This is a genomic window from Halorussus salilacus, assembly GCF_024138125.1.
GTDB lineage: Archaea > Halobacteriota > Halobacteria > Halobacteriales > Haladaptataceae > Halorussus > Halorussus salilacus.
Genome location: NZ_CP099993.1, coordinates 2,597,196 through 2,621,907, shown reverse-complemented (window position 1 = coordinate 2,621,907; position 24,712 = coordinate 2,597,196). Strand labels below are relative to the sequence as shown.

The 24,712-nt window shown below is 67.8% G+C and carries 24 protein-coding genes; 6 read left to right on the top strand and 18 right to left on the bottom strand.

All coding sequences use genetic code 11. The features are described from left to right. The first annotated feature begins 106 nt into the window (after positions 1-106). Positions 107-1,399, top strand: coding sequence for an MFS transporter (locus NGM10_RS13530; RefSeq protein WP_253479593.1), 1,293 nt, complete (start codon positions 107-109; stop codon positions 1,397-1,399). A gap of 18 nt (positions 1,400-1,417) precedes the next feature. On the opposite strand, the gene NGM10_RS13525 is transcribed toward NGM10_RS13530, so the two are convergent. The 3 genes from NGM10_RS13525 to NGM10_RS13515 form a co-directional block, all read right to left on the bottom strand. Beyond that, a complete protein-coding gene (locus tag NGM10_RS13525; protein WP_253479592.1) occupies positions 1,418-2,683 on the bottom strand; it encodes an alanyl-tRNA editing protein in 1,266 nt (421 codons plus the stop codon). Between the two features lie 773 nt (positions 2,684-3,456). Further along, positions 3,457-4,788: a class-III pyridoxal-phosphate-dependent aminotransferase gene (locus NGM10_RS13520; RefSeq protein WP_253479590.1), complete on the bottom strand. Its 1,332-nt coding sequence runs from the start codon at positions 4,786-4,788 to the stop codon at positions 3,457-3,459. Between the two features lie 72 nt (positions 4,789-4,860). Then, the gene (locus NGM10_RS13515; RefSeq protein ID WP_253479588.1) at positions 4,861-6,120 is read right to left on the bottom strand and encodes an MgtC/SapB family protein; all 1,260 of its coding nucleotides are present in this window, start codon (positions 6,118-6,120) and stop codon (positions 4,861-4,863) included. Between the two features lie 152 nt (positions 6,121-6,272). Between NGM10_RS13515 and NGM10_RS13510 the strand changes: the two genes are divergently transcribed. Continuing rightward, positions 6,273-7,598, top strand: a complete 1,326-nt coding sequence (locus tag NGM10_RS13510; protein ID WP_253479586.1) for an AI-2E family transporter — start codon at positions 6,273-6,275, stop codon at positions 7,596-7,598. Between the two features lie 411 nt (positions 7,599-8,009). Here the strand turns inward: NGM10_RS13510 and NGM10_RS13505 are convergent, their stop codons facing one another. Continuing rightward, on the bottom strand, positions 8,010-8,297 hold the full coding sequence (locus tag NGM10_RS13505) for a helix-turn-helix transcriptional regulator (protein ID WP_253479585.1): 288 nt from the start codon (positions 8,295-8,297) through the stop codon (positions 8,010-8,012). 132 nt (positions 8,298-8,429) lie between these two features. Here NGM10_RS13505 and NGM10_RS13500 point away from each other — a divergent pair, with 132 nt between their 5' ends. After that, a complete protein-coding gene (locus NGM10_RS13500; protein ID WP_253479584.1) occupies positions 8,430-8,723 on the top strand; it encodes an amphi-Trp domain-containing protein in 294 nt (97 codons plus the stop codon). Between the two features lie 330 nt (positions 8,724-9,053). Here NGM10_RS13500 and NGM10_RS13495 read toward each other — a convergent pair whose 3' ends face one another. From NGM10_RS13495 to NGM10_RS13485, 3 genes are all read right to left on the bottom strand, one after another. After that, positions 9,054-9,200: a DUF8555 family protein gene (locus NGM10_RS13495; RefSeq protein WP_253479583.1), complete on the bottom strand. Its 147-nt coding sequence runs from the start codon at positions 9,198-9,200 to the stop codon at positions 9,054-9,056. A 168-nt stretch (positions 9,201-9,368) separates the two neighbouring features. Further along, on the bottom strand, positions 9,369-12,014 hold the full coding sequence (locus NGM10_RS13490) for an AAA domain-containing protein (protein WP_253479582.1): 2,646 nt from the start codon (positions 12,012-12,014) through the stop codon (positions 9,369-9,371). A 475-nt stretch (positions 12,015-12,489) separates the two neighbouring features. Next, positions 12,490-13,719 carry a Cdc6/Cdc18 family protein gene (locus tag NGM10_RS13485; protein WP_253479581.1) on the bottom strand — a complete coding sequence of 410 codons (1,230 nt, stop codon included), beginning with the start codon at positions 13,717-13,719 and terminating at the stop codon, positions 12,490-12,492. Between the two features lie 192 nt (positions 13,720-13,911). Here NGM10_RS13485 and NGM10_RS13480 point away from each other — a divergent pair, with 192 nt between their 5' ends. After that, on the top strand, positions 13,912-14,283 hold the full coding sequence (locus tag NGM10_RS13480) for a hypothetical protein (protein WP_253479580.1): 372 nt from the start codon (positions 13,912-13,914) through the stop codon (positions 14,281-14,283). Between the two features lie 471 nt (positions 14,284-14,754). Continuing rightward, entirely contained in the window at positions 14,755-15,708 is a 954-nt protein-coding gene (locus NGM10_RS13475) for a zinc-dependent metalloprotease (RefSeq protein ID WP_253479579.1), read from the top strand. A gap of 24 nt (positions 15,709-15,732) precedes the next feature. Here the strand turns inward: NGM10_RS13475 and NGM10_RS13470 are convergent, their stop codons facing one another. The 5 genes from NGM10_RS13470 to NGM10_RS13450 form a co-directional block, all read right to left on the bottom strand. After that, positions 15,733-15,930 (bottom strand): DUF8527 family protein, encoded by a 198-nt coding sequence (locus NGM10_RS13470; protein ID WP_253479578.1) that lies wholly within the window; start codon positions 15,928-15,930, stop codon positions 15,733-15,735. A gap of 34 nt (positions 15,931-15,964) precedes the next feature. Then, positions 15,965-16,336 (bottom strand): nuclear transport factor 2 family protein, encoded by a 372-nt coding sequence (locus tag NGM10_RS13465; RefSeq protein WP_253479577.1) that lies wholly within the window; start codon positions 16,334-16,336, stop codon positions 15,965-15,967. A 216-nt stretch (positions 16,337-16,552) separates the two neighbouring features. Beyond that, on the bottom strand, positions 16,553-17,104 hold the full coding sequence (locus NGM10_RS13460) for a hypothetical protein (RefSeq protein WP_253479575.1): 552 nt from the start codon (positions 17,102-17,104) through the stop codon (positions 16,553-16,555). A 45-nt stretch (positions 17,105-17,149) separates the two neighbouring features. Continuing rightward, positions 17,150-17,683 (bottom strand): cob(I)yrinic acid a,c-diamide adenosyltransferase, encoded by a 534-nt coding sequence (locus tag NGM10_RS13455; protein WP_253479573.1) that lies wholly within the window; start codon positions 17,681-17,683, stop codon positions 17,150-17,152. 51 nt (positions 17,684-17,734) lie between these two features. Continuing rightward, positions 17,735-17,974: a glutaredoxin family protein gene (locus NGM10_RS13450; protein WP_253479572.1), complete on the bottom strand. Its 240-nt coding sequence runs from the start codon at positions 17,972-17,974 to the stop codon at positions 17,735-17,737. Positions 17,975-18,384: 410 nt separating this feature from the next. On the opposite strand from NGM10_RS13450, the gene NGM10_RS13445 reads away from it, so the two are divergent. Further along, complete coding sequence (locus tag NGM10_RS13445; RefSeq protein ID WP_253479570.1) at positions 18,385-18,555, top strand: DUF7838 family putative zinc beta-ribbon protein; 171 nt, start codon at positions 18,385-18,387, stop codon at positions 18,553-18,555. A 594-nt stretch (positions 18,556-19,149) separates the two neighbouring features. Here NGM10_RS13445 and NGM10_RS13440 read toward each other — a convergent pair. The 6 genes from NGM10_RS13440 to gcvT all read right to left on the bottom strand — a co-directional run bounded on the left by NGM10_RS13440 (position 19,150) and on the right by gcvT (position 24,644). Next, on the bottom strand, positions 19,150-20,007 hold the full coding sequence (locus NGM10_RS13440; RefSeq protein ID WP_253479569.1) for a class I SAM-dependent methyltransferase: 858 nt from the start codon (positions 20,005-20,007) through the stop codon (positions 19,150-19,152). A gap of 64 nt (positions 20,008-20,071) precedes the next feature. Beyond that, positions 20,072-21,535, bottom strand: coding sequence for an aminomethyl-transferring glycine dehydrogenase subunit GcvPB (gene gcvPB / locus NGM10_RS13435; protein WP_253479568.1), 1,464 nt, complete (start codon positions 21,533-21,535; stop codon positions 20,072-20,074). Further along, on the bottom strand, positions 21,536-22,870 hold the full coding sequence (gcvPA, locus tag NGM10_RS13430; protein ID WP_253479567.1) for an aminomethyl-transferring glycine dehydrogenase subunit GcvPA: 1,335 nt from the start codon (positions 22,868-22,870) through the stop codon (positions 21,536-21,538). It abuts the gene before it with no gap. Positions 22,871-22,970: 100 nt separating this feature from the next. After that, positions 22,971-23,114: a hypothetical protein gene (locus NGM10_RS13425; RefSeq protein ID WP_253479566.1), complete on the bottom strand. Its 144-nt coding sequence runs from the start codon at positions 23,112-23,114 to the stop codon at positions 22,971-22,973. A 58-nt stretch (positions 23,115-23,172) separates the two neighbouring features. Beyond that, a complete protein-coding gene (gcvH, locus tag NGM10_RS13420; protein WP_253479565.1) occupies positions 23,173-23,550 on the bottom strand; it encodes a glycine cleavage system protein GcvH in 378 nt (125 codons plus the stop codon). After that, the gene (gene gcvT / locus NGM10_RS13415) at positions 23,547-24,644 is read right to left on the bottom strand and encodes a glycine cleavage system aminomethyltransferase GcvT (RefSeq protein WP_253479564.1); all 1,098 of its coding nucleotides are present in this window, start codon (positions 24,642-24,644) and stop codon (positions 23,547-23,549) included. Before gcvT ends, gcvH begins: the two co-directional genes overlap by 4 nt. Between the last annotated feature and the right edge of the window lie 68 nt (positions 24,645-24,712).

Below are 24,712 nucleotides of genomic sequence, written 5' to 3'. Positions count from 1 at the left end.
CGGCGAGGTGGAAAAAGTTGCCTGTTCCGGGTCGGTCCCGGCTCGAACCGGGCATAGCCTCCGCTTGGAACAGGCTTTTCTCGTCGGCCGCGTCATCGACGTGTAGATGAATCTGGGCCGTCGGTTGCCGGACGCGTCCCGCGAGACCGCCCTCGTGGTCGGGCTGGTCAGCGGCTCGCACGTCATCAACCACCTCTACCTCGTGCTCTTTCCGCCCGTCCTCACCACCCTCGCGGCCGACTTCGAGGTCGGGCTGTCGGCGCTCGGGTTCGCCATGGGCCTGCAGGCGTTCGTCAACACGGCGCTCCAGCTCCCCTACGGCTACCTCTCGGACAACTACGACCGGACGCTGACGCTGGGGCTGTGTCTCGGGCTCGGCGCGGTCGGGGCGGCGATTCTGGCGCTCGCGCCCACCTTCGAGTGGCTCCTCGTCGGACAGGTCGTCCTCGGGGTCGGCATCGCGGGCCACCACCCGGCCCACTTCCCGCTGCTGTCGGACGCGACCGCCGAGGACGTCCGCGGGCAGGCCTACAGCGTCCACGGATTCGCCGGGAACCTGGGATTCGCCGCGCCGCCGGTCGTGATACTCGGGGTCACCGCGCTTTCGGGAACCTCGTGGCGTCACGCCTTCGGGCTGATCGCCGCGGTCGGCGCGATCTACGGCGTCGCCGCGTGCTACGTCCTCTGGCGGCACGTCGACGACGAGGTGACCCGGCCGAACCTCGGCGAGGCCGCCGGGGACGACGACCGGGCGAGCGCGTCCTCTCGAATCGAACGCGCGCTCGCGGAGCTTCGCGCGCTGGCTCGCGCCCCCTCCATACTCGCGCTGGGCGTGGTCGCGCTCATCGCCTCGACCGCGTTCTGGGGCATCACCTCCTACGTCGCGGTCCTGTTGGAGGACGGCTACGGCGTCGCGCCGGATTTGGCGAGCCTCACGCTGACCGCGATGTTCGTCGCGGGCGCGGGCCTCATCCTCGTCGGCGGGACGCTGGCCGACCGCTTCCGCCCCGGTCCGATACTCGCTGGCGCGTACGTGCTCGTCGGGCTGGCCGTCCTGCTGCTGGCCTCGATGACCGTTCCGCCGCTACTGGCCGTCCCGGTGGCGGTGCTGGCGGGGAGCGCCGGGAGTCTGGGCGGGCCCGCCCGCGACAAGCTTGCCGACGTGCTCTCGACGCGGACCGACATCGGGCGGAACTTCGCGGTGCTCACCATCGGCATCATGGTCGGCAACACCGTCGCGCCGCCGCTGTTCGGCGCGCTCATCGAGTCGACCGGCTACTCGGAGGCGTTCGGACTCGTCGGCGCGGTCGCGCTACTGGCGGCGGTCGCGACCGTCGGAATCGTGGCGCGGTACCGCGAGGAGATCGCGCTGGGTCCGAGCGCCAGTTCCGGGGACTGAGAGTCCTCCGCTCCCCTCCTACTCCCGCAGGAACGCCACCACTTCCTCGGGACTGGCGTCGAGGCCGCCGCCCTGTGCGAAGGTCGGACTGCCGCCGCCTCCGCCGCCGAAGGCGTCGGTCACTTCCTCGACCACCGCGCCCGCCTCGGGGTCGCCCGCGGTCGCGGCGACGACGAAGGTCGTGCCGTCCCGCCCCGAGAGGACTACGGCGTCGTACGCCTCCGGCGTACCGCTCGACGAGGTTCCCTCCTCGGCGTCGGCCGTCTCGCCAGCCAGTTCCTTCGCGGGGTCGGCGACCTCGTTCGGGCCGAACCCCGAGACGGTCCCGACCAGCCACTCGCCGCCGTCGCGCTCGACGGGGTCGTCTTCGAGGTCGGCGATTCTGGCCGCGAGGACCTCCCCTCTGGCGTCGGCGAGGTCGGATTCGAGGCGCTCGACCTCCTCGCCCACCCGGCGGGCGGCGTCGGGGAGGTCGGCGACGCCCACGTCGAGCGCCCTGGCGGCCTCGCGGGCGGCCCGCACGTCCTCAGCGCGCTGGCGGACGGCGGTCGGCCCGACAGCGAACTCGACGCGGGTCAGGCCCTCGCCGGGGTTCGAGCGGTCGAGGACCGTGACGGGACCGATTTCGCGGGTGTTCCGGACGTGGGTGCCCCCACAGGCCGCCCAGTCCCAGTCCTCGACGGTCACCACGCGGACGGTGTCCGACTCGCTCATCACGCCCTCCTCGGTCTTGGTGTTGAACGCGATTTCGTCGCGCTCGCGGGCTTCCTCCTCGGGAACCTCCTCCCACGAGACGGGCAGGGAGTCCCAGACCGCGCGGTTGGTGAGCCGCTCCAGTTCGGCCAGCACCGCGTCGTCGATGTCGGTCGAGGTCGTGAAGTCGACCCGGACCTTCCGCTCGCCGATGTCGAATCCGCCGTAGCCGAGGTCCTCAAGCACTCTCCGGCCCGCGCCGTAGAGGACGTGGCTCGCGGTGTGAGCGCGCATGCAGTAGGTCCGGAAGTCGTCGTCTATCTCGGCGCGAACCGTCTCGCCGACCCCGAAGTCTGAGGCGAAATCGGAATCGTCCCCCGGGTCGTCGGCGAGTCGGTGGACGATTTCACCGTCCTCGCGCTTCTCGACCCCCTCGACCGCGATTCCGCCCAGCGTCCCGCGGTCTGCGGGCTGGCCGCCGCTCTCGGCGTAGAAGTACGTCTCGTCGAGGACGACGTACTCGTCGGTCGCGTCTTCGACCGTGGCCTCGAAGCTCGTCACGTCCGGCTCCCGTGCCGCGAGTTGACTCATACCGTGTTCGAAGTGCGCGGGGCGACTAAAGGCTCACGTTGGGAGCATGCGACTCGGGTTTCGGTCGCTCTTGACGTATCGAGCCGGGTGTCTGCAGGGGGGTTGGGACGCTGACTGCGGAGAACTGGAGTGCTATCCACGGAGCAACAGGAGGCTAGGTACTCCCGTCATCACGCGGAGCGTCTCCGGACCGACCGGGCCGAACGAGAGCAACAGGAGGCTAGCTACTCCCGTCACCTCTGGGACCGCACAGCACCGCGACCGCACGGCACCGCGACCGCACGGCACCACGACCGCACGGCACCACGACCGCACGGCACCACGACCGCACGGCACCACGACCGCACGGCACCACGACCGCACGGCACCGCGACCGCGCCCCGTGCCTCCCCGCGTGCGTCTGCGCTCGCATCGCGAGCGCAGACGCGGCGCATCCCGTGGTTCGTCCGGGCCTCCGAAACCCGACAATCGTCCGGGCCTCCGCGGTCAGGACGCACTCGCGGCCTTCCGCCGGAAGGCCGCGAGTGGGGAGGTTCGGGGAAGCCTCGGCGGATGAAGGGCGAGGGAAGGAGCGAGCGACCGAAGGTTGCGAGCGCCGACCGAGGGCTTCTCTCATAGGTGACGGGAGTAGCTAGCTTCTGCCGGTCAGAGAAGCGGCCGTCTCCATCGCCTCCGGTTCTCTGCGTGATGACAGTGGCTAGCTTCGTCTCACCGAACACTCTCGATGCGGCGGATACACGGACGAAAGCAGGGAGAGAGAGTCTAAAAACCGATTACGCCACGTCTTCGACCGCCGAGGCGAACACGTCGAACGCGAGGTCTATCTCGCGGGCGGTCACGTCGAGCGGCGGGAGCAGGCGCAGGGTCTTGTAGCCACAGCCCAGCACCAGCAGGCCGCGCTTGAGCGCCGCCTCGACGACCGCCTCGCGGCGGTCCTTGGTGTCGAACTCGACCGCGAGCATCAGGCCGCGACCCCGAACGTCCTCGACGTTCGGGAGGTCGGCGTCTTCGAGGAGCTCCCGGAGCTGTCGGCCGCGCTCGGTCGCGTTGTCGAGCAGGTCGTACTCCTCGATGGCGTCGAGGGTGAGCACGCCCTGCAGGGCGCTCATCACGTCGCCCGCGCCCCACGTCGAGGACAGGCGTCCCTTCTCGTCGGGGAACATGTCCTCGTTGGCGACGGTCGCGCCGACGCGCAGACCCTTCGCGGAGGTGATGACGTCGGGTTCGAGGTCGAGGTGGTCGACGCCCCACATCTCGCCGGTCCGGCCGAGTCCGGCCTGAATCTCGTCGCTGATGACCTTCACGTCGTACTCCTCGCGGACCTCGGCCACGTCGTCGACGAAGCCGTCGTGGGGGACCCGGTAGCCGCCCTCGCCCTGCACGGGCTCCATGATGAGGTAGGCGACCTCCTCGGGGTCGATGACGCCCTGCTCGGGGTCGAGTTTGTCGGCGACGACGTTGCCGCCGGGGCCGTCGGTCTTCCACTTGCGCTCGTACTCCTCCTCGGTCGAGGGGTACGGGAGCGTGACGACGCCGCCGACCTCGGGGTAGCCCTTCCGGTGGGCGCGCTTCGAGCGATTCAGGCTGAGCGCGCCGAGGGTCCGGCCGTGGAACGCGCCGTCGAAGTTGAACGCGCGGTGGCCGCCTTGGGCGTAACAGACCTTGATGGCGTTCTCGACCGCCTCCGCGCCGGAGTTCGACAGGAAGACGGTGTCCATGTCGTAGTGGCTGGTGAGGTCGGTGAGCCGGTCCATCAGCTGGGTCGGCCCGGGGAACTCGGGGTCCTCGGGCGGCCAGCCGCCCGCGGCGTAGAAGTCCTGTCCCGCGATCTTGAGCGGGTCGGTGATCTCGAACTCACGGAGTTTGTCCATTATCTTGGGGTTGTTGTACCCCAGCGGCGCGGCCGCGACGTGGCTGGTGAAGTCCATCAGGACGTTGCCGTCCACGTCGGTGCAGAACGGCCCCTCGGCGTCCTCGGTCACGTCCCAGACGAAGTCGTAGACGTAGGTGCTGGGCGCGGAGAACTGGTGGTGGTAGTCGGACCACTCTTTGGCTCGTTTGCCGGGCATCCGCTCGACCGCGGGCTCTGCGGTGTCTCGGTCCATGACTCGGGATATGGAGACCCACCCTATAGTTCGTTCGCTCCGACTCACGTCCTTCCGGTTTCCGCAACACTTTCACATCGTAGCGAGGACCGCCGCCACTCCCGACCCCGCGAGCAGGACCCCGCTCCACGCCGCGACCCGGTAGGCGAACCCCCGGTCGGGCGCCGAGAGGGTCAGCGCGGCCTTCACGGTGATGGAGGAGGCGGTCGCGAGCAGGATGCCGAACACCGCGGTCTGGTGGTCGAGATTCCCGCCCATGTAGAGCAGGACCGCCGAGGAGGTCACGCCCGCGCTGGAGACCAGTCCCGACAGCAGGGCGGTCACGTAGAACCCCGTGGAGCCGAACTGCTGTTGGGCCACCGCGCCCGCCACGATGACCAGCAGGAAGATGGCCCCGAAGCTCAGGGCGTTCCGCAGCGAGAACGGGCTTTCGAGGTCGATGTCGACCGTCTCGGACCAGTCGGCGGTGTAGGCCGCGATGGCGACGCTCCCGAGGATGACCACCCCGAGGGGCAGTATCGCGCCGTAGAGGACGGGCTTGCCGCTCCCGAACGTGAACGCCAGCGCGATGGCGAGGTTCCGGACCGCCATCGCGGCGTCGGCCAGCAGGATGGCGGCCACCCCGTAGGACGCCGCCTCGGGGCGCTGGCCGACGTGGTCGAGCATCGTCCCGACGACCGCGGTCGAGGAGGCGAGGCCGCCGAAGAAGCCCGTGACCGCGATGCCCCGGCCGCCGTAGGTCTCGACCACGGCGTAGTTGACGATGCCGATGGCGGCGACCGTGACCACCATCAGCCAGACCACCCGCGGTTCGACCCCGAAGGCGAACTCCCCCTCGGGCAGGAGCGGGTAGATGACGAACGCGAGGATGGCGAACTCGACCGCAGACCGGAGCTCCTCCCGGGAGAGCCCCCACGCGAGGCTGTGTAGCTCGCGCTTCAGCACGAGCAACATCGACGACAGCACCGCCACGGTGACCCCGACGAGGATGAACCCCTCCATGACGAGCGCGCCGACGCTGAACGCGACCAGCATCGACACCGACGTGGTGAGCGACAGCCCCTCCTCGTCGGCGTCGGTCAGGCCCTGTACCGCGAGCAGGACGCCCTGCACGATGACGAGCAGGCCGCCCAGCAGGAGCAACACGTCGCGGTCGAGCAGGGTGAACACCGCCCCGAGCAACGTGATGAGCGTGAACGTCCGGATTCCGGCGGGCTTGTGGGACCACTCGCGCTCCAGCCCGAGGAACAGCCCCAGCGCTCCCGCCAAGGCGATACGAACGACTTCGTGGTCCAGCGGTGCCGACGCGATGGACTCGGCGATACCCTGCACTTCCCGTAGGTAGGACCCCCCTCCGTTAAAAAGTCACCGCCGGAATAGGTCCCGACGGGGCGGAGTCGGCGGCGACCGACGCGTTTGCGCGTCGGTCGCCCGGCATGTCCGCGCGCCGAACATTTTTACGATACCGACCCCCTGAGTCGGGTATGAACGACTGGGACATCGACCGCGCGCGCATCGCTTGGTGGGCCGTCGGGCTGGCGCTCGCCAGCGCGGTCGCCTACGTGGTCTACTCGTTCGTCGGCACCTTCGTGTTCGGCATCTTCCTCTACTACGCGACCCGGCCGGTGTACCAGCGACTCCGCAGGCGAATCGGCCCGCCCAGCGTGGCGGCGGCCGTCTCGCTGTTCGCGCTCGCGCTTCCGGTGTTACTGCTGGTGATGTACACCGCGGCCATCGGCCTGCAGGAACTGGCGAGAGCGTTCGACGCGTTGCGGGAGATGGACGCCGTCCCGGCCGACCTCACCGGCGTCTGGGAGCAGATCGAGCCCTACGTCGGCGCGTCGACGATAGCCCAGCGCCCGGAGGACCTGCTCGACGACCCGAACACCGAGCTCATTCAGGACGTGGGGATGGCGGCGCTCGAATACATCGGCATCATCGGTATCGGCCTGCTCCACCTGTTCGTGATGATCGCCATCGCGTTCTACCTGCTCCGGGACGACCACCGGCTCTCGCGGTACGTCCAGCGCCAGTTCGCCGACTCGGGCGGCGTGTTCGCGGCCTACGTCCGGGCGGTCGACCGCGATTTCAACAGCGTCTTCTTCGGGAACATCCTGAACGCGCTGTTCACGGGCACCATCGGCGCGGCGGCGTACAACGTGGTGAACCTCGTCGCGCCGACGGGGCTCGGGGTCCCGTACCCCACCCTCATCGGTCTGCTCGCGGGCGCGGCCAGCCTGATTCCCGTGGTCGGGATGAAGCTGGTCTACTTCCCCGTGCTGGCGTACCTCTTCGCGGAGACCTGGGTCGCCGACCCCGGACTCCTGTGGTTCCCGGCGCTGTTCTTCGCGGTCTCGTTCGTCGTCGTGGACACGATCCCGGACCTCGTGCTCCGGCCGTACGTCTCGGGCCGGGACCTCCACGTCGGAATGGTGATGCTGGCGTACATCCTCGGTCCGTTGCTGTTCGGGTGGTACGGCATCTTCCTCGGCCCGCTGATACTGGTGCTGGTCATCCACTTCGTGCGCATCGTCCTGCCGGAACTCGTCGCGGGCGAACCCATCCGGCCGTGGGCGGTGGACCCGACCTACCTCTTCGAGCACGCCGAACCGGCGGGCGAATCCGCGGGCCCGCCCGCGGATTCGCCCGCGGGAACGGACGGAGGCGCGCCGGACTCGTCATCGAGCGCATCCGAACGCGAGTCGAGTACATTCGAACGCGAACCGAGCGACGGCGAGGAGTCGGGCGACGCGACCGCGTCGCCCGACTCGGCCGACGAGACCGAGGCGTCCGGCAGTTCCGACCCGTGAGCTGTCGTTGCCGGGGCCTGTGCTCACGAGGTCGATATCGGTCTCGCGAGAGGCGACGAACTCCGGGTCGCGGTCCGGCCCTGCCCGCGGGCAGGGCCGGACGCGTGCAGGGCCGGACGCGCGCAGGGCCGGACGCGTGCAGGGCCGCCCGTCGCACTCGGCGTCGCTGGCCCGTGCATCGCGCTCGACGTCGGTTCCTGAGCCTCCCCGAACGAGGCGAAACGGACGCCGGGAACTGGGAGACCAGCAGGGTGTCGGGGATAGCGAGGCGCTACGCGCCTCGGACGGTACGCTCCTCGAACGACGCGAGCGGCGAACCGCGAACGAGAGTACCGCGTCGCAACGCTGACGACGCTGACGACGAGGCTGACGAGGACCCCAGCGAGCGCGGTCGCGGTCGGCGAGCGCGTCTCAGGCTTCGACGCTCAGGTCGACGTACTGGGCCTCCCACTCGCGGCGTGCCTCTATCTCCCGCGTCCCCCGGCGGGTGAGCGTGTAGAAGTTGGTCCGGCGGTCGCGCTGGCCCTTCTCGACCAGCCCCTTGTCGACGAGGGTGTCGAGGTTGGGATACAGCCGTCCGTGGTGAATCTCCTTCTCGTAGTACGATTCCAGCTCGTCCTTGATGGCGAGCCCGTGCGGTTCGTCCAGCCCCGCGATGACGTACAGCAGGTCACGCTGGAATCCTGTCAGGTCGTGCATCGGTAACGTACGAGGTAGGTCTGCGACCGAAAAGAAGATAACGGCCCCTCGTCCCCGTCTCCGCCTCCGGGCACGTAATTGCCCCGGGACGGCGGCGGCGAACTTATGTCGGTCGCGCGCGTCTGTCCGCACATGCCAGAAGAAGTGCTGTTCGAGACCGAGCGCAGCCAGTCCCGCGAAGACATCGCCGCCTACCTCCGGACCGTGGCCGAGAAACTGGAGTCCGGCGAGGAGTTCTCGCTGTCGGCGGGCGACCAGTCCGTGACGCTCGCGCCGCCCGCCCAACCGACCTTCGAGGTCAAGGCCGAGCGCGAGACGCCCGCGAGCGGCGGGCAGGGCGAACTCAGCGTCGAGTTCGAGATAGAGTGGGACGAAGGCGGAGACGGGGACGGCGGCGGGACCGACTCGTCGCTGTCCATCGAGTAGTCCTCTGGTCGCGCAGTCGTATTTTCGAGGCGACGGACTCGGGCGAGCGTCGAGACTCCGGGAACGTGAAGTGTGGAACGAAGTATGGAAAGGAAAGCGGAACACGCGGGGGTGAAAAAGCCCCGCGAACCGCTTGCCGCCCTGAATTGGTCCCCGCTGACGCTTCGGCCCTCCAAGCGAAGCGTCACTTGCAACAAACCGCCCCAACCACTTAAGCCTACCGGCGCCGGAGAGCCGTACCGGTACCTTCCTGAACGGTCTTTTCGAGGAGTGAGACGCCGGAATTATTCGTGTCGTCTGATGTACTATTCTGTCAGATGTACCCTTCTGTCAGATGTACTCTTCTTCGAGCACCCATCCCAGCGCTCGCTTGTAGTAGGTGAACATCTCCCGGACTCCTTCGTGGCGCATGTCCTCGTCGTCGAGGTGTTCCTTGAGGAACTCGTACTGCTCGCGTATCTCCTCCTCGTCTCTCATGCGCGGACGTTCGGCGTCCCGGGTAATGAGTGCGGTGGAGTCGGAGAAGGGGGTCACCGGGCCGAGAAGGAGTCAGGTCACCGGGCCGAGAAGGAGTCAGGTCACCGGGCCGAGAAGGAGTCAGGTCACCGGGCCGAGAAGGAGTCAGGTCACCGGGCCGAGAAGGAGTCAGGTCGCCCACTCGACCATCCGCGCGTAGAGGTCGTCGCTCCGGAGGGCGGCCTCGTCGCCCACCAGCACCAGCGACTTCTTCGCTCGCGAGAGCGCCACGTTCACCCGCCGATAGTCCTCGAAGATGGGGCTTTCGAGGTCCCCCGTGGCGACGAACGACACCACGATGACCTCCTTGCTCGACCCCTGGAACCGGTCGACGGTGTCGACCGCGACCCCGTCGGGCACCCGACGACTGATCTCGGCGACCTGCGCGCGGAACGGCGCGATGACGCCGACCTCGGCGGGGTCGAGGCCCGCCGCGAGGAACTCCCCGACGACCTCGGCCACGAACTCGGCCTCGACGGGGTTGGTGTTGCCCTCGGCCCGGCCGTCAGGGTCGATGAAGGAGACGCCGCCCCGGAGTTCCTCGGGGAGGTCGGTCTCTGCGACCTCGGGCAGGTCGGCGAGTCGCTGGGCGGCCACCTCGCCGCTCGCGGGCCGGAGCGCGCCGTCGTAGAACTCCCGGGAGGAGAACGCCTGGATGCGCTGGGCCATCCGGTACTGGCGGTCGAGCATCACGCCCGCCTCGGGATGGGCCTCGATGAGGCGCTCGAACAGCGAGGTGGCGAGGTCGTTCTCGGTTCGGACGACGGGCGGCAACTGCTCGTGGTCGCCCACCAGCACGAACCGGTCGGCGAGGTTCACGGCCGCCAGCGCGTTGGGTTCGGTGAGCTGTGAGGCCTCGTCGATAAGCGCCACGTCGAACGACTGCTCGCGCATGATTCGCGACCCGCAGGTCGCGGTGGTCGCGGCGACCACGCTCGCGTCCCGCAACTCGGCGACCCGTTCGCCCGGGTCGCCCGCCTGCTCCAGCCTGATGTCCTGCATGTCCTCGCGGACGCCGCTTTCCGTTCCCACGCGCACTATGTCCTCGAAGCCCTGCTCTCGCAGGGCTTCGAGGGCGTTGTCGACCGCGCGGTTGGTGAACGCCGACAGGAGGACGCGGTCGCCGTTCTCCACGAGGGCGCGGATGGTACGGGCGATGGTGTAGGTCTTGCCCGTGCCGGGCGGCCCGTGGACCAGCGCGAAGTCCTCGGCGTTGACCGCGAGGTTGACCGCGTCGTTCTGGGCGTCGTTGTTGTCGATGTAGGTCTCGCGGCGGTCGTCGAACTCGGGGTCGGCGCGCCCGAACAGCACGTCCTTGCGTCGGGGGTCGCCCTTCAACACGAAGTCGTGGAGCGCGGTCAGCATCCGGTCGGCAGAGAGTTCCGAGGGATACACGTCGAGTCGCCGGAGGTCGACCGGTTCGTCGGCGGTGACGACGACTTCGTCCCCCAACCGCTCGACTCGCGCGAGTTCGGCGTGGCCCGAGACGGGGTCGCCGTCGCTGGCGAGCACCACGTCGCCCTCCCGAATTTTGGAGACCGCGCCTCCCGTGCGCTCGGCGCGGAGTTCCCACCGGCCGCCGTCGAGCTGGCGGCGGTCTGTGGGTTCCAAGTCGACGAGCGCGCGGTCGTCGTCGGCGCGCTCGGCGGCCGTCTGCTCCCAGAGCTTCGCGTACTCGGCGTGGGTCGCCTTGCGTTCCTCCTCGACGAGTCGGTAGAAGCGGTCGAAGTACTCGCGTTCTTCTTTCGGAATCGGGTCACCGATCTGCCCGGCCTTCGACTCTTGGTCGAGTCGGCCCGAGACCACCATGCAGGTGTCCTGCTCGAAACAGTACTCACAGACGGCGTCGGCCTCGTAGCCCGTGGGGACGCTCGAATCGTACTCCATCGCCGCAATCTCGTTTCTGGTCCGGACCACGAAGTCGAGCAGGCCGTCGCCGACCGAGAACTCCTTGGCGGGCGAGAGGTCGCCCGACTCCTCACTTCGGTCGAGCGCGGAGTTCTTGGTGTACAGCAGGGTCCCGGTATCGGTGGGCACCCCGCGTTCCTGGAGGAGCAGGGCGTAGCAGGCGGCCTGAATCTTGTCCTGAAATCTGGGGTCGCGCTTGAGGTTCTTTCCGGTCTTCAGCTCGACCGGCATCCCGCGCCGGAGGGCGTCGGCACGGCCCTTAATGGCGAACGTCTCGCTGATGAGGGTCTGCTCGCTTCGCCAGTCGTCCTCGTCGGTGAGCACGCCCTGCTGGAGCCACCCCTCGATGGCGGCCGCGTTCTGGCGGACCTCCTCGGCGACCTCCTCGCGTTCTCTGCCGAGCAGGCCGAGTTCGAGTCCGGCCTCCTCGACGCGCTCGTCGATGGACTCGTCGAGGTCGCGCCCGCGGAGCAGGTCGCCGAACACCTCGTGGACGATGGTCCCCTTGACCACCGGGTACGCCAGCGGGACGCCCGACAGCTTGTTGAGGTAGTACATCCGGGGACACTGGACCCACGAGCGCACGTCGGTCACGTCCACGAGGAACGAGGGTTCGACCACGACGTACGACTCCTTCCCGGTCGAGTAGGTGGTCTCGCCCCGGTACTCGCCCTCCTCTACGTCGGTCACGAGCAGTTCCATGCCCGCTTCGAGGAGGTCGGCCGACTCGGTCCACTTGCCCCACAGCGTCACCGTCTTCGGCCCGGTGTCCTCCCGGACCGTGACCTCGGCGAGGTCGCGCTCGCCGTACCGCGTGCTGACGGTCCGGACCTCGCCCGCGTCGACGACCTCGCCCCGTACGTTCACGGGAGAGTCGTAGCCGCCGCGGGTAGAAAAATCCCTTCGGTCTCGGAGGCCGCGTCTGAACACCCGAGAGGGTACTCACCAGTTGCCCGGCGCGTGCTGGCGCGGCGCGTGGTTTGCGCCGCGCCGACACGCGCGAGGGATGAGGACCGCAGGGAAGGCGCGACCGGAGGGAGCGACTGACCGAGGACCGCAGTCGGTTGGGGAGGACGTGGCCTGCAGTCGCGGTGCGGTGCTGTTGGCCGGACTGAAAGGGCCTGCGCGCTCGCGGCCGAAGGCCGTGGTCGTCTGTGCGTGGCCCTATCCGCGGGCGCAGTTCTGCGCCCGCGGATATCCCGCACAGCGACCGCGAGCGTGCAGGGGCTTTCGAAGTGATTTTGGTACTAATGGTTGGGTTTCGTAGCGAGCGAGCAGGGGCTTTCTACGTCTGCGACGTCCTGCTGTTCTTCGACATCTACACTCCTCACCCCAGACAAATTCAAATCCCCAAATCCGCAATCCGCGAATCCCGGTTCAGGACCTTCTTCACGATTTCGGGGTCCTCCAGCAGGCGGTGCATGGTGTGGACCCCCCGACCCCGACCCCGGCCCTTCGTCTCCGAGTCGATGACGTTGAGGAAGTCCTGCTCCTGCAGGATTTCCTGTACCCGCCGCTCCGAGAGCGGGTCCACGTCGAGTTCGTTGGCGATGGACTGGTACTGCTTGTATATCTGCTGGGTCGGGAACTGGTCGGCGTGGCGGTTCTCGGTCAGCAACGTGAGCGCGAGCAGGATGGCCTTCGCCTGCGTCGGCGCGCCCTCGATGAGTTCCGCGAAGCGGTCGGCCTCGGTCTTCTCCTTGGCGGCGTAGACGTGCTCTTCCGTGACCTCGGTGTCGTCCTGCTTGGTCGCGATGCGGCCCGCGTTCCGCAGGATGTCGATGGCCTTGCGGGCGTCGCCGTGTTCCTGTGCCGCGAGCGCGGCGGTGAGGGGGATGGCGTCGTCGCTGAGCACGCCGTCCCTGAAGGCGTCGGCGCGGTTCTGGAGGATGTCGACCAGCTGGTGGGCGTCGTAGGGCGGGAAGACGAGTTCGTCGTGGGCGAAGCTCGACTTGACGCGCTCGTTGAGTTCGTCGGGGAAGTCGATCTTGTTCGAGATGCCGACGATACCGATGGTCGAGTCGGTGATGCGGCGGTTCTCGCCCGCCCGCGAGAGCTTCCGGAGGACCTCGTCGTCCTCCAGCATGTCGATCTCGTCGAGGATGACGAGGGTCACGTCGCTGGAGGTGTCGATGATGCGCCACAGGCGGTCGTAGTAGTCGCCGGTGCCCAGCCCGCGCTGGGGCACCGTGATGCCCGTCTCGTCGGGGTCGTTGAGTTCCCGGCCGATGGTCTTGATGACCGACGCCTCGGTGGTCTGCTCGCCGCAGTCGATGAACGCGGTCTTGACCTCCACGCCCTCGCGGCTGGCCTCGTCCTCGACGCGCTTGGAGACGCTCCGGGAGATGAGCGACTTGCCGGTCCCGGTCTTCCCGAAGATGAAGAGGTGGGTCGGTTCCTGACCGAATATCGCGGGGTTCAGGGCCTCGGCAACGCGTTGCATGTGCTCGTCGCGGCCGACGATGCGGTTCGGGCCCGGGAGGTGAGAGATGCGAAGCAGGTCCTCGTCGGCGAATATCGGCTCGTCGTAGCGGAAGAGGGGGTCGCGTTCGACCGTCTCGTCGGAAGCCATCTGTTGGCCCGTCCTTCGCACTGCCGCATATAAAGATAGGGGGTAACGTCGCGGATGTATCTCGGGGTCGAACGCGGTGAAACACCGCGTTCCGCGGCGTCTGGGTTTTTGATACGTGTGGAGTACCCTCGCGGATGTTTTCGTCGCGGAAGCGTCGGTGGTGGCGTTCGTTCGAGTGTTGGACGGAGTCGGATGAAAGGAAGAGAAGGAGAAGGAGAGGGGAAGGAGAGGAGGGGGAGAGGAGAAGGAGAGGAGGGGGAGAGGAGAAGGAGAGGAGGGGGAGAGGAGAAGGAGAGGAGGGGGAGAGGAGAAGGAGAGGAGGGGGAGAGGAGAAGGAGAGGAGGGGGAGAGGAGAAGGAGAGGGACGCGAGAAGACGCAGACACCACGGTCGCGGATGTAACGAGTACAGTGGGGTTCCGAGTGAGAGGGCACGTCGCGGTCGGTTCGAGCGAAGGGAGACACCGGGGTCGCGTTTGAAAAGCGGAGCGACGAATTCGATGTTTCGGAATGGAATTCGATGTCCCGGAGCGGAATTCGATGTCTCGAAACAGAATCCGACGTAGTGCAGTGGAGTGAGACGGACAGACACACCCGGGTCGCGTTTGTAAGAGAAGGACGGGTGTCTCCCGAAGGGCAGAGTCGGTTCGGTTACCTTCCGTTATCGGTGCGTTATAAGTTCCACACACTCACGGTGTCGTCTCGACTGTAACGATATTCCTAGCTAGATACTGAACACACACCACCTTCGCGAATGTAAAAGTCGGTATATCGGGCCGTATATCAGCTTTATCCATGAATATCTAAATGGAGTCTCGTCACTTCGTTCCGCGAACACTTACATCCGCGATGCCGGTGTCCTCCGAACGAGACCCATTTTCGCCCCGGCGAGCGACTCGACGAACCCCACCACCCCCACATCTCCGCTTACAAACGCGACGGTGGTGTGTGCCCCCCAGCAGACGACCCGAATCGCCGATGACTCGCCCACCCGAATCGGCGGAAGGATTTTGTCCGAACGGACACAACTCGAAGGCGTGAATCTCTATCGTAGCGTTCGGGCCATCGCCGAATCGTCGGGTGACGGTCCCATCGACTGGAACGCGGTCGCCGAATCCGCGAAGGCGGCGACCGACCCCGGTTCCATCGAACTCTCCGAATCCGAACGAGCGGGCTACGCGTCGGACGTCCGCGACGCCCGCGCTCGGGTCCGCGAGGTCTCGGGGACGGAGTTCGACGTGCCCCGAACCGTCGAGGTCCAGAACCGCCACCACTGGATCGACGCCAACATCGACACCTTCCGGCGCGTGATGGAACCCATCGAGGAACACGGCCCCACGGTCCTGCCGGGGGTCGCCCGCACCATCAACACCGGGACGATGTCGCTGATGCTGTCGGTCCTCGCGAAGAACGTCCTCGGGCAGTACGACCCGCTCCTGCTCGCGGAGGGCGACGACCACGCCCTCTACTTCGTCCGGCCGAACATCCGGCGCATCGCCGACCAGCTCGACGTGGACTACGACCGCTTCCGGCGGTGGATAGCGTTCCACGAGGTGACCCACGCTGCTGAGTTCGGCGCGGCCCCGTGGCTCTCCGAGCACCTCGAATCCCGGATGGAGGAGGGCATCGAGGCGCTGGCGCACGGTCATCTCGACCGCGAGGCGTTCAGCGACCTCGACGCCGCCATGACCGCGGTCGAGGGCTACGCCGAACTCCTGATGGACGGCGCGTTCGACGACGAGTACGCCGACCTCCGCGAGAAGATGGAGGCCCGTCGCCGGGGTCAGAACCCCCTGTCGAAACTCCTGCGGCGACTGCTCGGCCTCGGGCTGAAGCGCCGTCAGTACGAGCGCGGCAAGGCGTTCTTCGACGCGGTTGCGGCCGAGCGCGGCATCGAGGGCGCGAGCGCGGTCTGGGACCGCCCGGAGAACCTCCCGACAGACGCCGAACTCGACGAGCCGTCGCGGTGGCTCGCGCGAGTGCGACCGTAGCGCACGCGCCCCCGTGGCCGCGACTCACATAACCGCACTCAGGTACAGCAGAAGCGCTGCACCGACCGCGAGCCCCACGACCACCGCGACTCCGATCTCGACGGGCGACCCGTCGCCGGACACCGCGATGAGCCCGGCCGACACGCCGACCAGTAGCACACCGCCGAGTTTGAGCCGGGCGACGGCCGCGCGCTTGTCCTCGTCGTTCGGTGGCGCGACCATCCTCAGACCTCCTCACGTCGAGTCCCGACCATCGTCAGACCTCACGGGGCGCGCTCACATGCATCTGCGCGAAGCGCCAGTCGCCGCCGTCGGACTCCAGCGCGCCGCTCCAGCGGGTGTCGAACGACCGCCGCTCGCCGTCGTCCGGCGTCCACGCAAGCCCCACGTCGTCGGTGAACCACGCCACCGACTCGCGGGCGGTCGTTCGAAGATTGCGGCTCTCGACCCGCCAGTCGCGGGTGGTCCGAGTCTGGTCGCGAAGCCCCTCTGCGACCGCGTCGTAGCCCGCGAGTCGCTCGCCGACGCCGAACTTCACTACGTCCTCGCGCTCGACGAAGTAGGGCGGGAGGGGGTCGCCCCGCCGGAGCGCGCCGTAGTAGTCCTCGACGGTCTCGGTGGGATTCATGGAAAATCGATGACCGCCGACCCGCTTAAGCCTACTCGTCGGTCGCCAGCGGAACGCTGGCGACCGACGAGATTCCGGAGTACCGACGACGAGATTCCGGATGGCTGGCGACCGACGAGATTCCGGATGGCTGGCGACCGACGAGATTCCGGATGGCTGGCGACCGAGTAAGGGCTCGACTGCCGCCGACCGGGCACGCCGTGCCCGGTCGGCGGCTCAGTGGAACCCGCGGCCCACGTCGTCCTCGTCGACGAGGTCGTCGAGTTCGGCGTTCAGCAGTTCCTCGGCCTCGTCGAACCGCGCGGAGAGTTCGTCGGCGGGGTCGGGCCGGTCGTACCGGTCGAACTCCATGGGACCGAACGCCGGACTGTCGAGGGCGTCCATCAGGTCGTCGAAGAAGTCGTTGGGCGTGGTCGGCGCGTCGGCGTGAGCCTTGACGACCTCCTCGACGTGGCGGGCCTTCCGCTCGGCGTCGTCCTCGTCCTCCGGCGGGCTCTGGACCGCGAAGCGCCCGCCCGTCTCCTCCTCGGGGAGGAACGACCCGATCTCGTCGTCGAGTTTTCGCGCGACCCGCGCGCCGACCCCCTTGACCTCGTAGGGGTTCTTGGCGTAGGTCTTGAGCAGGTACACGCCAGCGTGCGGATGACCCAGATAGAGGTCCTCGCCGACGCCGCCCGCTCTGGTGCCGCCGACCGCGCGCCAGTCGTCGGGGTCGGTGTCGGTCTCCACCACGTCCTCGACGATGTCCTGCCACTCGCGTATCCGCATGCTTACACGTACCAAGCCACCGGGGGAGGATTAACGTATCGGTCCTCAGTACGTCGGCGACTCCTCGACGACGCCCTCGCGCTGGTTCACCACGCGCGCGAAGACGAATAGCGCGTCCGAGAGGCGATTCAAGTACTTCACCGCGACCTCGTTCACGTCCTCCTCGCTCGCGAGCGCGACCGCCCGGCGCTCGGCGCGCCGACAGACGGTGCGGGCGTGGTGGAGGTCGGCCCCGGGCTTGCTCCCGCTCGGCAGGATGAACGATTCGAGCGGGTCGAGTTCGTCGTCGTAGGAGTCGATCCACTCCTCGACCTCCTCGATGTGGTCCTCGCGGACCACGGGGTCGTCCTCGTCGGGCTCGGGGTTCGAGAAGTCGGCCTGCACCACATGGAGGAGGTTCTGCGTCTCCCGGAGGTGGTCGTCGATGTCGCCGTGACCGCAGGGCCGAATCCGACCCACGAGCGCGTTGAGTTCGTCGACGGTGCCGTAGGCCTCGATGCGGGGACTGGCCTTCGAGACCCGCGACATGTCGCGCAGGTCGGTCTGTCCCTCGTCGCCGCGGCCGGTGTAGATTTTCATGCCGAGGGCTACCGGCCGACGCCTCTTAATTCCCGCCCCGAACGACGGGACTCACGAAAGCGAGGTCTCGACGTACTCGACGATGTTGTCGCTCTCTCCCATCGTCACCCCGGCCTCCTCGTGGACGAGCACCGGGACGCTCCGCTGGTTGCTGACGCGCTTGACCTCGTCGCGCTCGGAGTGAAGCGCCTCGACCCACCGGGTCTCGTACTCGACGCCGTTCTCGTCGAGCGCTTGCTCGACCTTCTCGCAGTACGGACAGCCGTCGAGCGAGTAGAGGATGACGGACATACGACCCGCTACGGGCCCACGTCGCAAGTAACTGGCGTCCCCGGAGTCCACCCCGACGAGGGGAAATTAGTATATCGATATGGAGTTTATCTGTTCGGAATTGGCCGGGAAGACCCCACACGGCCGCCGCCCGGCGTCGGTCGGGTCGGCGCGGTATCTACCGCCAATCGTCGTCGGACCGAACGCCCCTCGGAACGACTCGCGACCCCACTTCCGAACTCGAACGTCCTCGTTCGTGGTTCGCGGGACGGAGAAACGGAGGACGAAATCTCCGGGTCGAACTGCGCGTGAGTCGAACCGACGCGGTTCGACTCACGCGCAAACGACGACGATGCACGCGCTGGCCGCCCCACTGGTCGGCGGGACCCGAAACCAGTATCTTCAACTTCACCGCGACCCGAGGCGTAGACATGAGTCAGGAACTCGAACACGAGTGTCCCGAGTGCGGGACCGAGCGGACGTTCTACCGCACCGCCAGCACGACCCTCCACCTCGGCGAGAAGACCAAGTGGGGCTGTCCCGAGTGCGGCTACCGACTCGTCCGAATCGACGGCGACATAGACTCCTCGGTCGAGGCCTGACCTCGACGTCGCGTTCTCCTCGACGGACACCTGCAACCGGTAGCGACGCGACCGGCGTCTGGCGATTCTCGACCGTCGCGAGCCGATCCCCGAGCGCTCGGCCGCGAGACCTCCGGAAGGGCGAACCGGCGACGCTACCCCGGGGGGTTTCCGGCGCGAATCGGGGGCGACCGACCGGAACGTCGTTCGAACTGAGCGACCGGAACGCCCGAATCGGGAGACCCACCGACTTCCGTCGCGGAGTCGACTACGGGTATTCCCGTTCCGCGGACCGACTCGATTTCGATTCCGGCCGATTCGAACTCGCCGTCTCGCGATGTCGCGGCGCTCGTTCGCGCTCGAACGCCCCTGCGTCGTCGGACTCTGACGAACCGAAGCCGACACCGCCGAGAACGGAACGACCAACCGATTTTCGCGGTCGATCTCCCCGCGAGAGGCGCGACCGAGACGGATCGACCGACTCGCCCCGGACTCATAAATCCCATAACGATATACTAAATTCTTCCTGCGCGGGCGCAGAGCCCGACTATCGAGAGCAGACGCTGGTCGAGAGGTTCGAGCCCTGAAATGGCCGAAAACTTCTCCGTCGGTGGCTCAGGCCGGTCGCCAGTGCACTTCCGAGAGCGGGTGGAGCGGGTTCCCGCCGACCACGTCGTAGGTCGTCTCGGTCACGTCGATGGCGTCGGCGTCCCGCAGCGACGCGAGCAGGTCGTCGTTGTACCCCCGCTCGCGGATGTAGCTCCGCCGGAGTTGCCCGAGGAGGGTGTCCTCCGGATTGAGTTCGAACACATGTTCGAGGTGGACGCCCTCCCGAACCCGGTCGAGGTGGTCGACCAGCGTCTCGGTGACGACCTCGCGGGCGCTCGGGAGCGCGGTCAGCGACCCCTGCGTGAAGACGACGACTTCGGAGTCGGCGACTCCGAAGTCGTCGCAGTCGAGTATCTCCCACGAGTCCTCGCGGAAGTCGAAGGGTTCGACCCGAATCCGGTCGCGGTCGCCGAACAGTTCGCGGGCCAGCGCCACGCCGTTCTCGGAGGGTTCACCACCGACGAACTCGCAGTCGGGGTAGGCGTCGGCGAGGACGCCGAGTTCGTGTCCCCACCCGCATCCGAGCGCGACCACCGTCTCCTCACCGGATAACACACCGTCGAAGGCGGCGACGAGCGCGGCCTCCTGACGGTCCAGTTTCTCGTCGATGTCGGCGAGGTAGAGCGACTCTCGCTCGGAGATGGCGACCGGGCTCTCCTGCGTGTGGTGGTGAGCCGAGCGCTTCACATCGCGGAAGTCGAACTCGGGGTTCTCGCTCGCGAGTTCGAGCAGGCCCCCGTAGGCCCCGTCGTACCACGAGACGCCGGTGCCGCCGTAGCTCTCACCGTCCCAGTCGTCGAGTCCGAGCAGGCGGGCGGACCACGGCGAGTGCTTCGGGAGGTCGTCGAGGGGAAGTTCGCGCATGGACCGGTAGCCGACGCGCGAGCGAATAATAAATTTTCCGATACGTAGGCTCCGGCGGCGCGAATCAGTCCTCGGCGTCGAGCGCCTGCCACGACAGCCGGAGGTTGCGCGCGGCGCTGGTCTGGTCGATGCGCCGGGCGGTGGTCCGGTTCGGCGCGGCTTCGAGCGTCTCGTCGTCCTCGTCGGCGACCGCGTCGAAGGCGTCGGCGAGCTGGTCGAGCGTCTCCTTGCTCTCGATTTCGGTCGGCTCGGTCATCAGCGCCTCCGGGACGATCTCGGGCCACTTGGTCGTCGGCGGGTGGACGCCGTAGTCGAGCATCCGCTTGGCGACGTCGGCGGCGTCCTGGTCGCCCGCGCTGGCGACGAACTCGTGGTGGAACGGGCCGAACGGGATGTCGTAGCCTATCTGGGAGGCCAGGTAGTTGGCGTTCAACACCGCCTTCGCGGAGGCGTCACGGAGTCCCTCGTCGCCGAGGCGCGCGATGTAGGCGTAGGTCTTCACGAGGACGAGCCAGTTGCCCTCGAAGCCGTGGACCTTCCCGACGCTGTTCTCGGGGTCGAAGCGCTCGTAGCCCTTCTCGCCGTCGCTCGCCTCGACTTCGCGGACTCGCGGTGCGGGCAGGAACTCCGCGAGGTCCGAGACCACGCCGACCGGTCCGGCCCCGGGGCCGCCGCCGCCGTGGGGCGTGGCGAACGTCTTGTGGACGTTGTAGTGCATGATGTCGAAGCCCATGTCGCCCGGCCGGGCCTGCCCGAGCAGGGCGTTGAGGTTCGCGCCGTCGTAATAGAGCAGGCCGCCCGCGTCGTGGACGATGTCGGCGACCTCCTCGATGTCGCGCTCGAACAGTCCGAGCGTGTTGGGGTTGGTGAGCATGAAGAGGGCGGTCCGGTCGCTCGCGGCCGCTTCGAGGGCCTCCAGATCGACGCGGCCGTCCTCGCCCGAGGGGAGTTCGACCACCTCGTAGCCCGCGAGCGCGGCGCTGGCGAAGTTGGTGCCGTGGGCGCTGTCGGGGACGATGATCTCGTCGCGCGTCTCGCCCTCGCCGTTGGCCTCGTGGAACGCCTTCGCGACGAGGATGCCGGTGAACTCTCCGGCCGCGCCCGCGGGGGGCTGGAGGCTCACCGCGTCCATCCCGCCGATTCGAGCGAGGTAGTCCTGCAGGCCAGCCATCAGCGCGAGGGTGCCCTGAACGCTCCGGTCCGAGCGGTCGGGGTGGACCGCCGCGCTCGGGAGCGCGGCCACGTCCTCGGTGAACTTGGGGTTGTACTTCATCGTACAGCTCCCGAGGGGGTACGGTCCCGAGTCCACGCCGTAGTTCATCTGGCTGAGTCGGGTGTAGTGGCGCGCGAGCTCGGGCTCCGAGAGGTCGGGGAGTTCGATGCTGTCGCGCGTGAGGTCCTCGGGCAGGGCCGAGTCGACCGCGACCTCCTCGGTGTTCTTCTCCGAGAGGAGCGGTTCGTATTGGTCGTCGGTCGAGTCGCGGTCGCCGTCGGCGTCGTGGGTCCAGCGGGCTTGATCGTACTTCATTCAGGCCACCTCCTCGAACGCCGCGACGAACTCGTCGGCGGCGTGCTCGTTCGCGTCCGTGATGCAGACCTGCACCTCGTGTTCGCCGACCGCGTGGACCGCGAACCCCTCGGCTTCGAGGTCCTCGGCGACCGCTCGGGCTGGCTGGTCTGTGTGGGCCACGAACTCCCGGAAGTGGTGGCGGTCGTGGACCGGAGCCCGAACGCCCGTGATGGAATCGAGGCGGTCGGCGAGGTCGGCCGCGAGTCCCACGCAGTCGTTGGCGAGGTCCACGAGGCCGCCGGGACCGAGGTAGGCCGCGTGGATGGCGGTCCGGAGCGCGACCCACGCCTGATTCGTGCAGATGTTGCTCGTCGCGCGCTCGCGGCGGATGTGCTGTTCGCGGGTCTGGAGGGTGAGGGTGTACGCGCGGCGTTCGGCGTCGTCTTCGCTGGCCCCCACCAATCGTCCGGGTACCTGTCGGACGAAGTCCTCCCGGCAGGCGAACAGCCCGAGTCCCATGCCGTACGCCGTCGGCAGGCCGAGCGCGGCGGCGTCGCCCACCACCACGTCGGCACCGACCGACGCGGGTTCCTGGAGTACCGAGAGCGCGACCGGGTCCGACCCGAGGCAGAACAGCGCGCCGTGGTCGTCGGCGAGGTCGCCGACCGCGTCGAGGTGCTCCTCGACGGTGCCGCGCGTGGTCGGGCTCTCGGCGTACACCATCGCGACCTCGTCGTCGATGGCGTCGGCGAGCGCGTCGGGGTCGACGTTGGCGTCGTCGGTGCCGTAGGTCTCGACCGAGAGGCCCGCGCCGTCGGTGTAGTTCTCCAGCACGTCCCGGCGTCGGTCGAGGAGGTACTCGGGCACCAACACCCGGTCGCCGTCGACCGCTCGCACGCGCGCCGCGAGCAGGGCCGCCTCCGCGAGCGCGGTCGCGTGGTCGTACATCGAGGCGTTGACTATTTCGAGCCCCGTCAGCTCCACGAGCATCGACTGGTACTCGAACAGCGCCTGCAGGAACCCCTGCGTGATCTCGGGCTGGTACTGGGTGTAGGAGGTCAGGAACTCCGAGCGCTGGGAGATGTGGTCGACCAGCGACGGGACGTAGTGGGCGTAGTGGCCGCGGCCGAGGAACTCCGTGTGGTCGTCGTTGCGCGCCAGCAGGCTCCCGACGTGGCGCTCGGCCTCGCGTTCGCCTCTCGACTCGATGCCGAACTCGCCGTCGAACGCGACCGACTCCGGGATGTCGAAGAGGTCGTCGACGCCCCCGACGCCGACGGCCGATAGCATCGCTTCGGTCTCGGCGTCGGTGTGGGGGGCGTACGGACTTCCCCTCTCGTTTCGTCCGCTCATGTGGACGGGGCTACGGAGCGAATCGTTTTAAGAGGGTGGTATCCGGTCGCGCTCGCCGGGGAACGCACCCGTGACCGGGTCGCGGCGCGCCGCGACCCGGTCACGAGACGAACGGCGCGTCCGGGACGAGCGCCGACGCGGTGAACACGTCGGCCAGGAACAGCACGAAGTCGAACCCCTCGTCGAACTCGTTGCCGTCGGTCGTGACCGAAGCGTAGACGTACGCGGCGAGGCTGAGGACCATGACGGATGCGACTACCGGAGAAGGCTGAACGTTTCGAAATTGCTGGCGTTCGGAGACGCTACTCTATCTGCTCGCGGTAGTCGTCGGCCGACAGGAGGTCGCCGTTCTCCTCGGACACTTCGACCTCTATCATCCACCCGTCGCCGAACGGGTCGTCGTTGACGAGTTCGGGCTGGGATTCGAGCGCGTCGTTGACCGCGACCACCTCGCCGCTCACCGGCGAGTAGAGGTCCGAGACCGCCTTAATCGACTCGACCACGCCGAACTCCTCGCCCGCCGCGAGGTCGTCGCCCTCGCCGGGGAGTTCGACGAACACCACGTCGCCGAGTTCGTCCTGCGCGAAGTCGGAGATGCCGATCTTGACGGGCCCGTCGCCGTCCTCGACCCACTCGTGCGATTCCAGGTACTTCCGGTCGTCGGGTACATCGAAACTCATCGTTTCTCACTCAGGAATGGGACGGTCGCTATCTTTGCCTTTTTGGACTCGCCGCGAACCCGGACGCCGACCCGGGTGTCGGCGTCGGCGAACTCGGTCGGGACGTACCCCAGCGCGATGGGTTCGTTCAGGGTGGGGCTCATCGTCCCGCTGGTGACCTCGCCGATGACCTCGCCCTCGCGGTCGGTCACCTCGTAGCCGTGGCGCGCGATGCCGCGGTCCACGAGCTTGATGCCGACGAACTCCTCCTCGACGCCCTCCTCCTTGACGCGTTCGAGGGCGTCCCGGCCGACGAACTCGGTGTCGAGCTTCACGGTGAACCCGACGCCCGCCTCGTAGGGGTCCCGGGGGTCCTCCTCGGGGTCGAAGTCCTGCCCGGAGAGCAGAAACCCCATCTCCATCCGGAGGGTGTCCCGGGAGCCGAGCCCGCAGGGCTGGCAGTCGAGCGCCTCCCAGACCGTCTCGGCCTCGTCGGCGTCGAGCAGGAGTTCGAAGCCGTCCTCGCCGGTGTATCCGGTGCGCGCGACCCAGCAACGGACGCCCGCGACCGTGGCGTACTTGGCCTCGAACTTCGAGAGGTCACCGAGCGACTCCTCGGTCGCGTCGGCGACGAGGTCGACGGCGTCGGGCCCCTGAACCGCGAACATGGCGTAGTCGTCCGTGACGTTCGAGACGGTTGCGTCGAGGTCCCACTCGTCGCGGTGGTCGACCCACCGGTCGTACATCTGCTCGTCGTGGCCCGCGTTCGGGACGAAGAGGAACGCCGAGTCCTCGCTCTCGGGGAGTCGGTAGACGACCGTGTCGTCCAGAATCGTCCCCTCGTCGTCGGTTATCATCGCGTACTGGGAGTCCCCGGCGTCGAGGTTCGTCACGTCGTTGGTGGTGAGCCGTTGCATCAGGGTCTCGGCGTCCGAGCCGCCAACCTCGATCTCGCCCATGTGGGAGACGTCGAAGACGCCCGCCTCCTCGCGGACCGCGCGGTGTTCGTCCTGAATCGAGTCGAACTCGACGGGCATCTCCCACCCGCCGAACTCCGTGAACGTCGCACCGCGCGCGTCGTGGACGTCGCGCAGTGGCGGCTTCCGAAGGCTCATACCGCCACGTTCGGACGCCCGGCACGTAATGGTTTGTCTTCCGGAGGCGAGAGGCGAGTGGCGGTCGC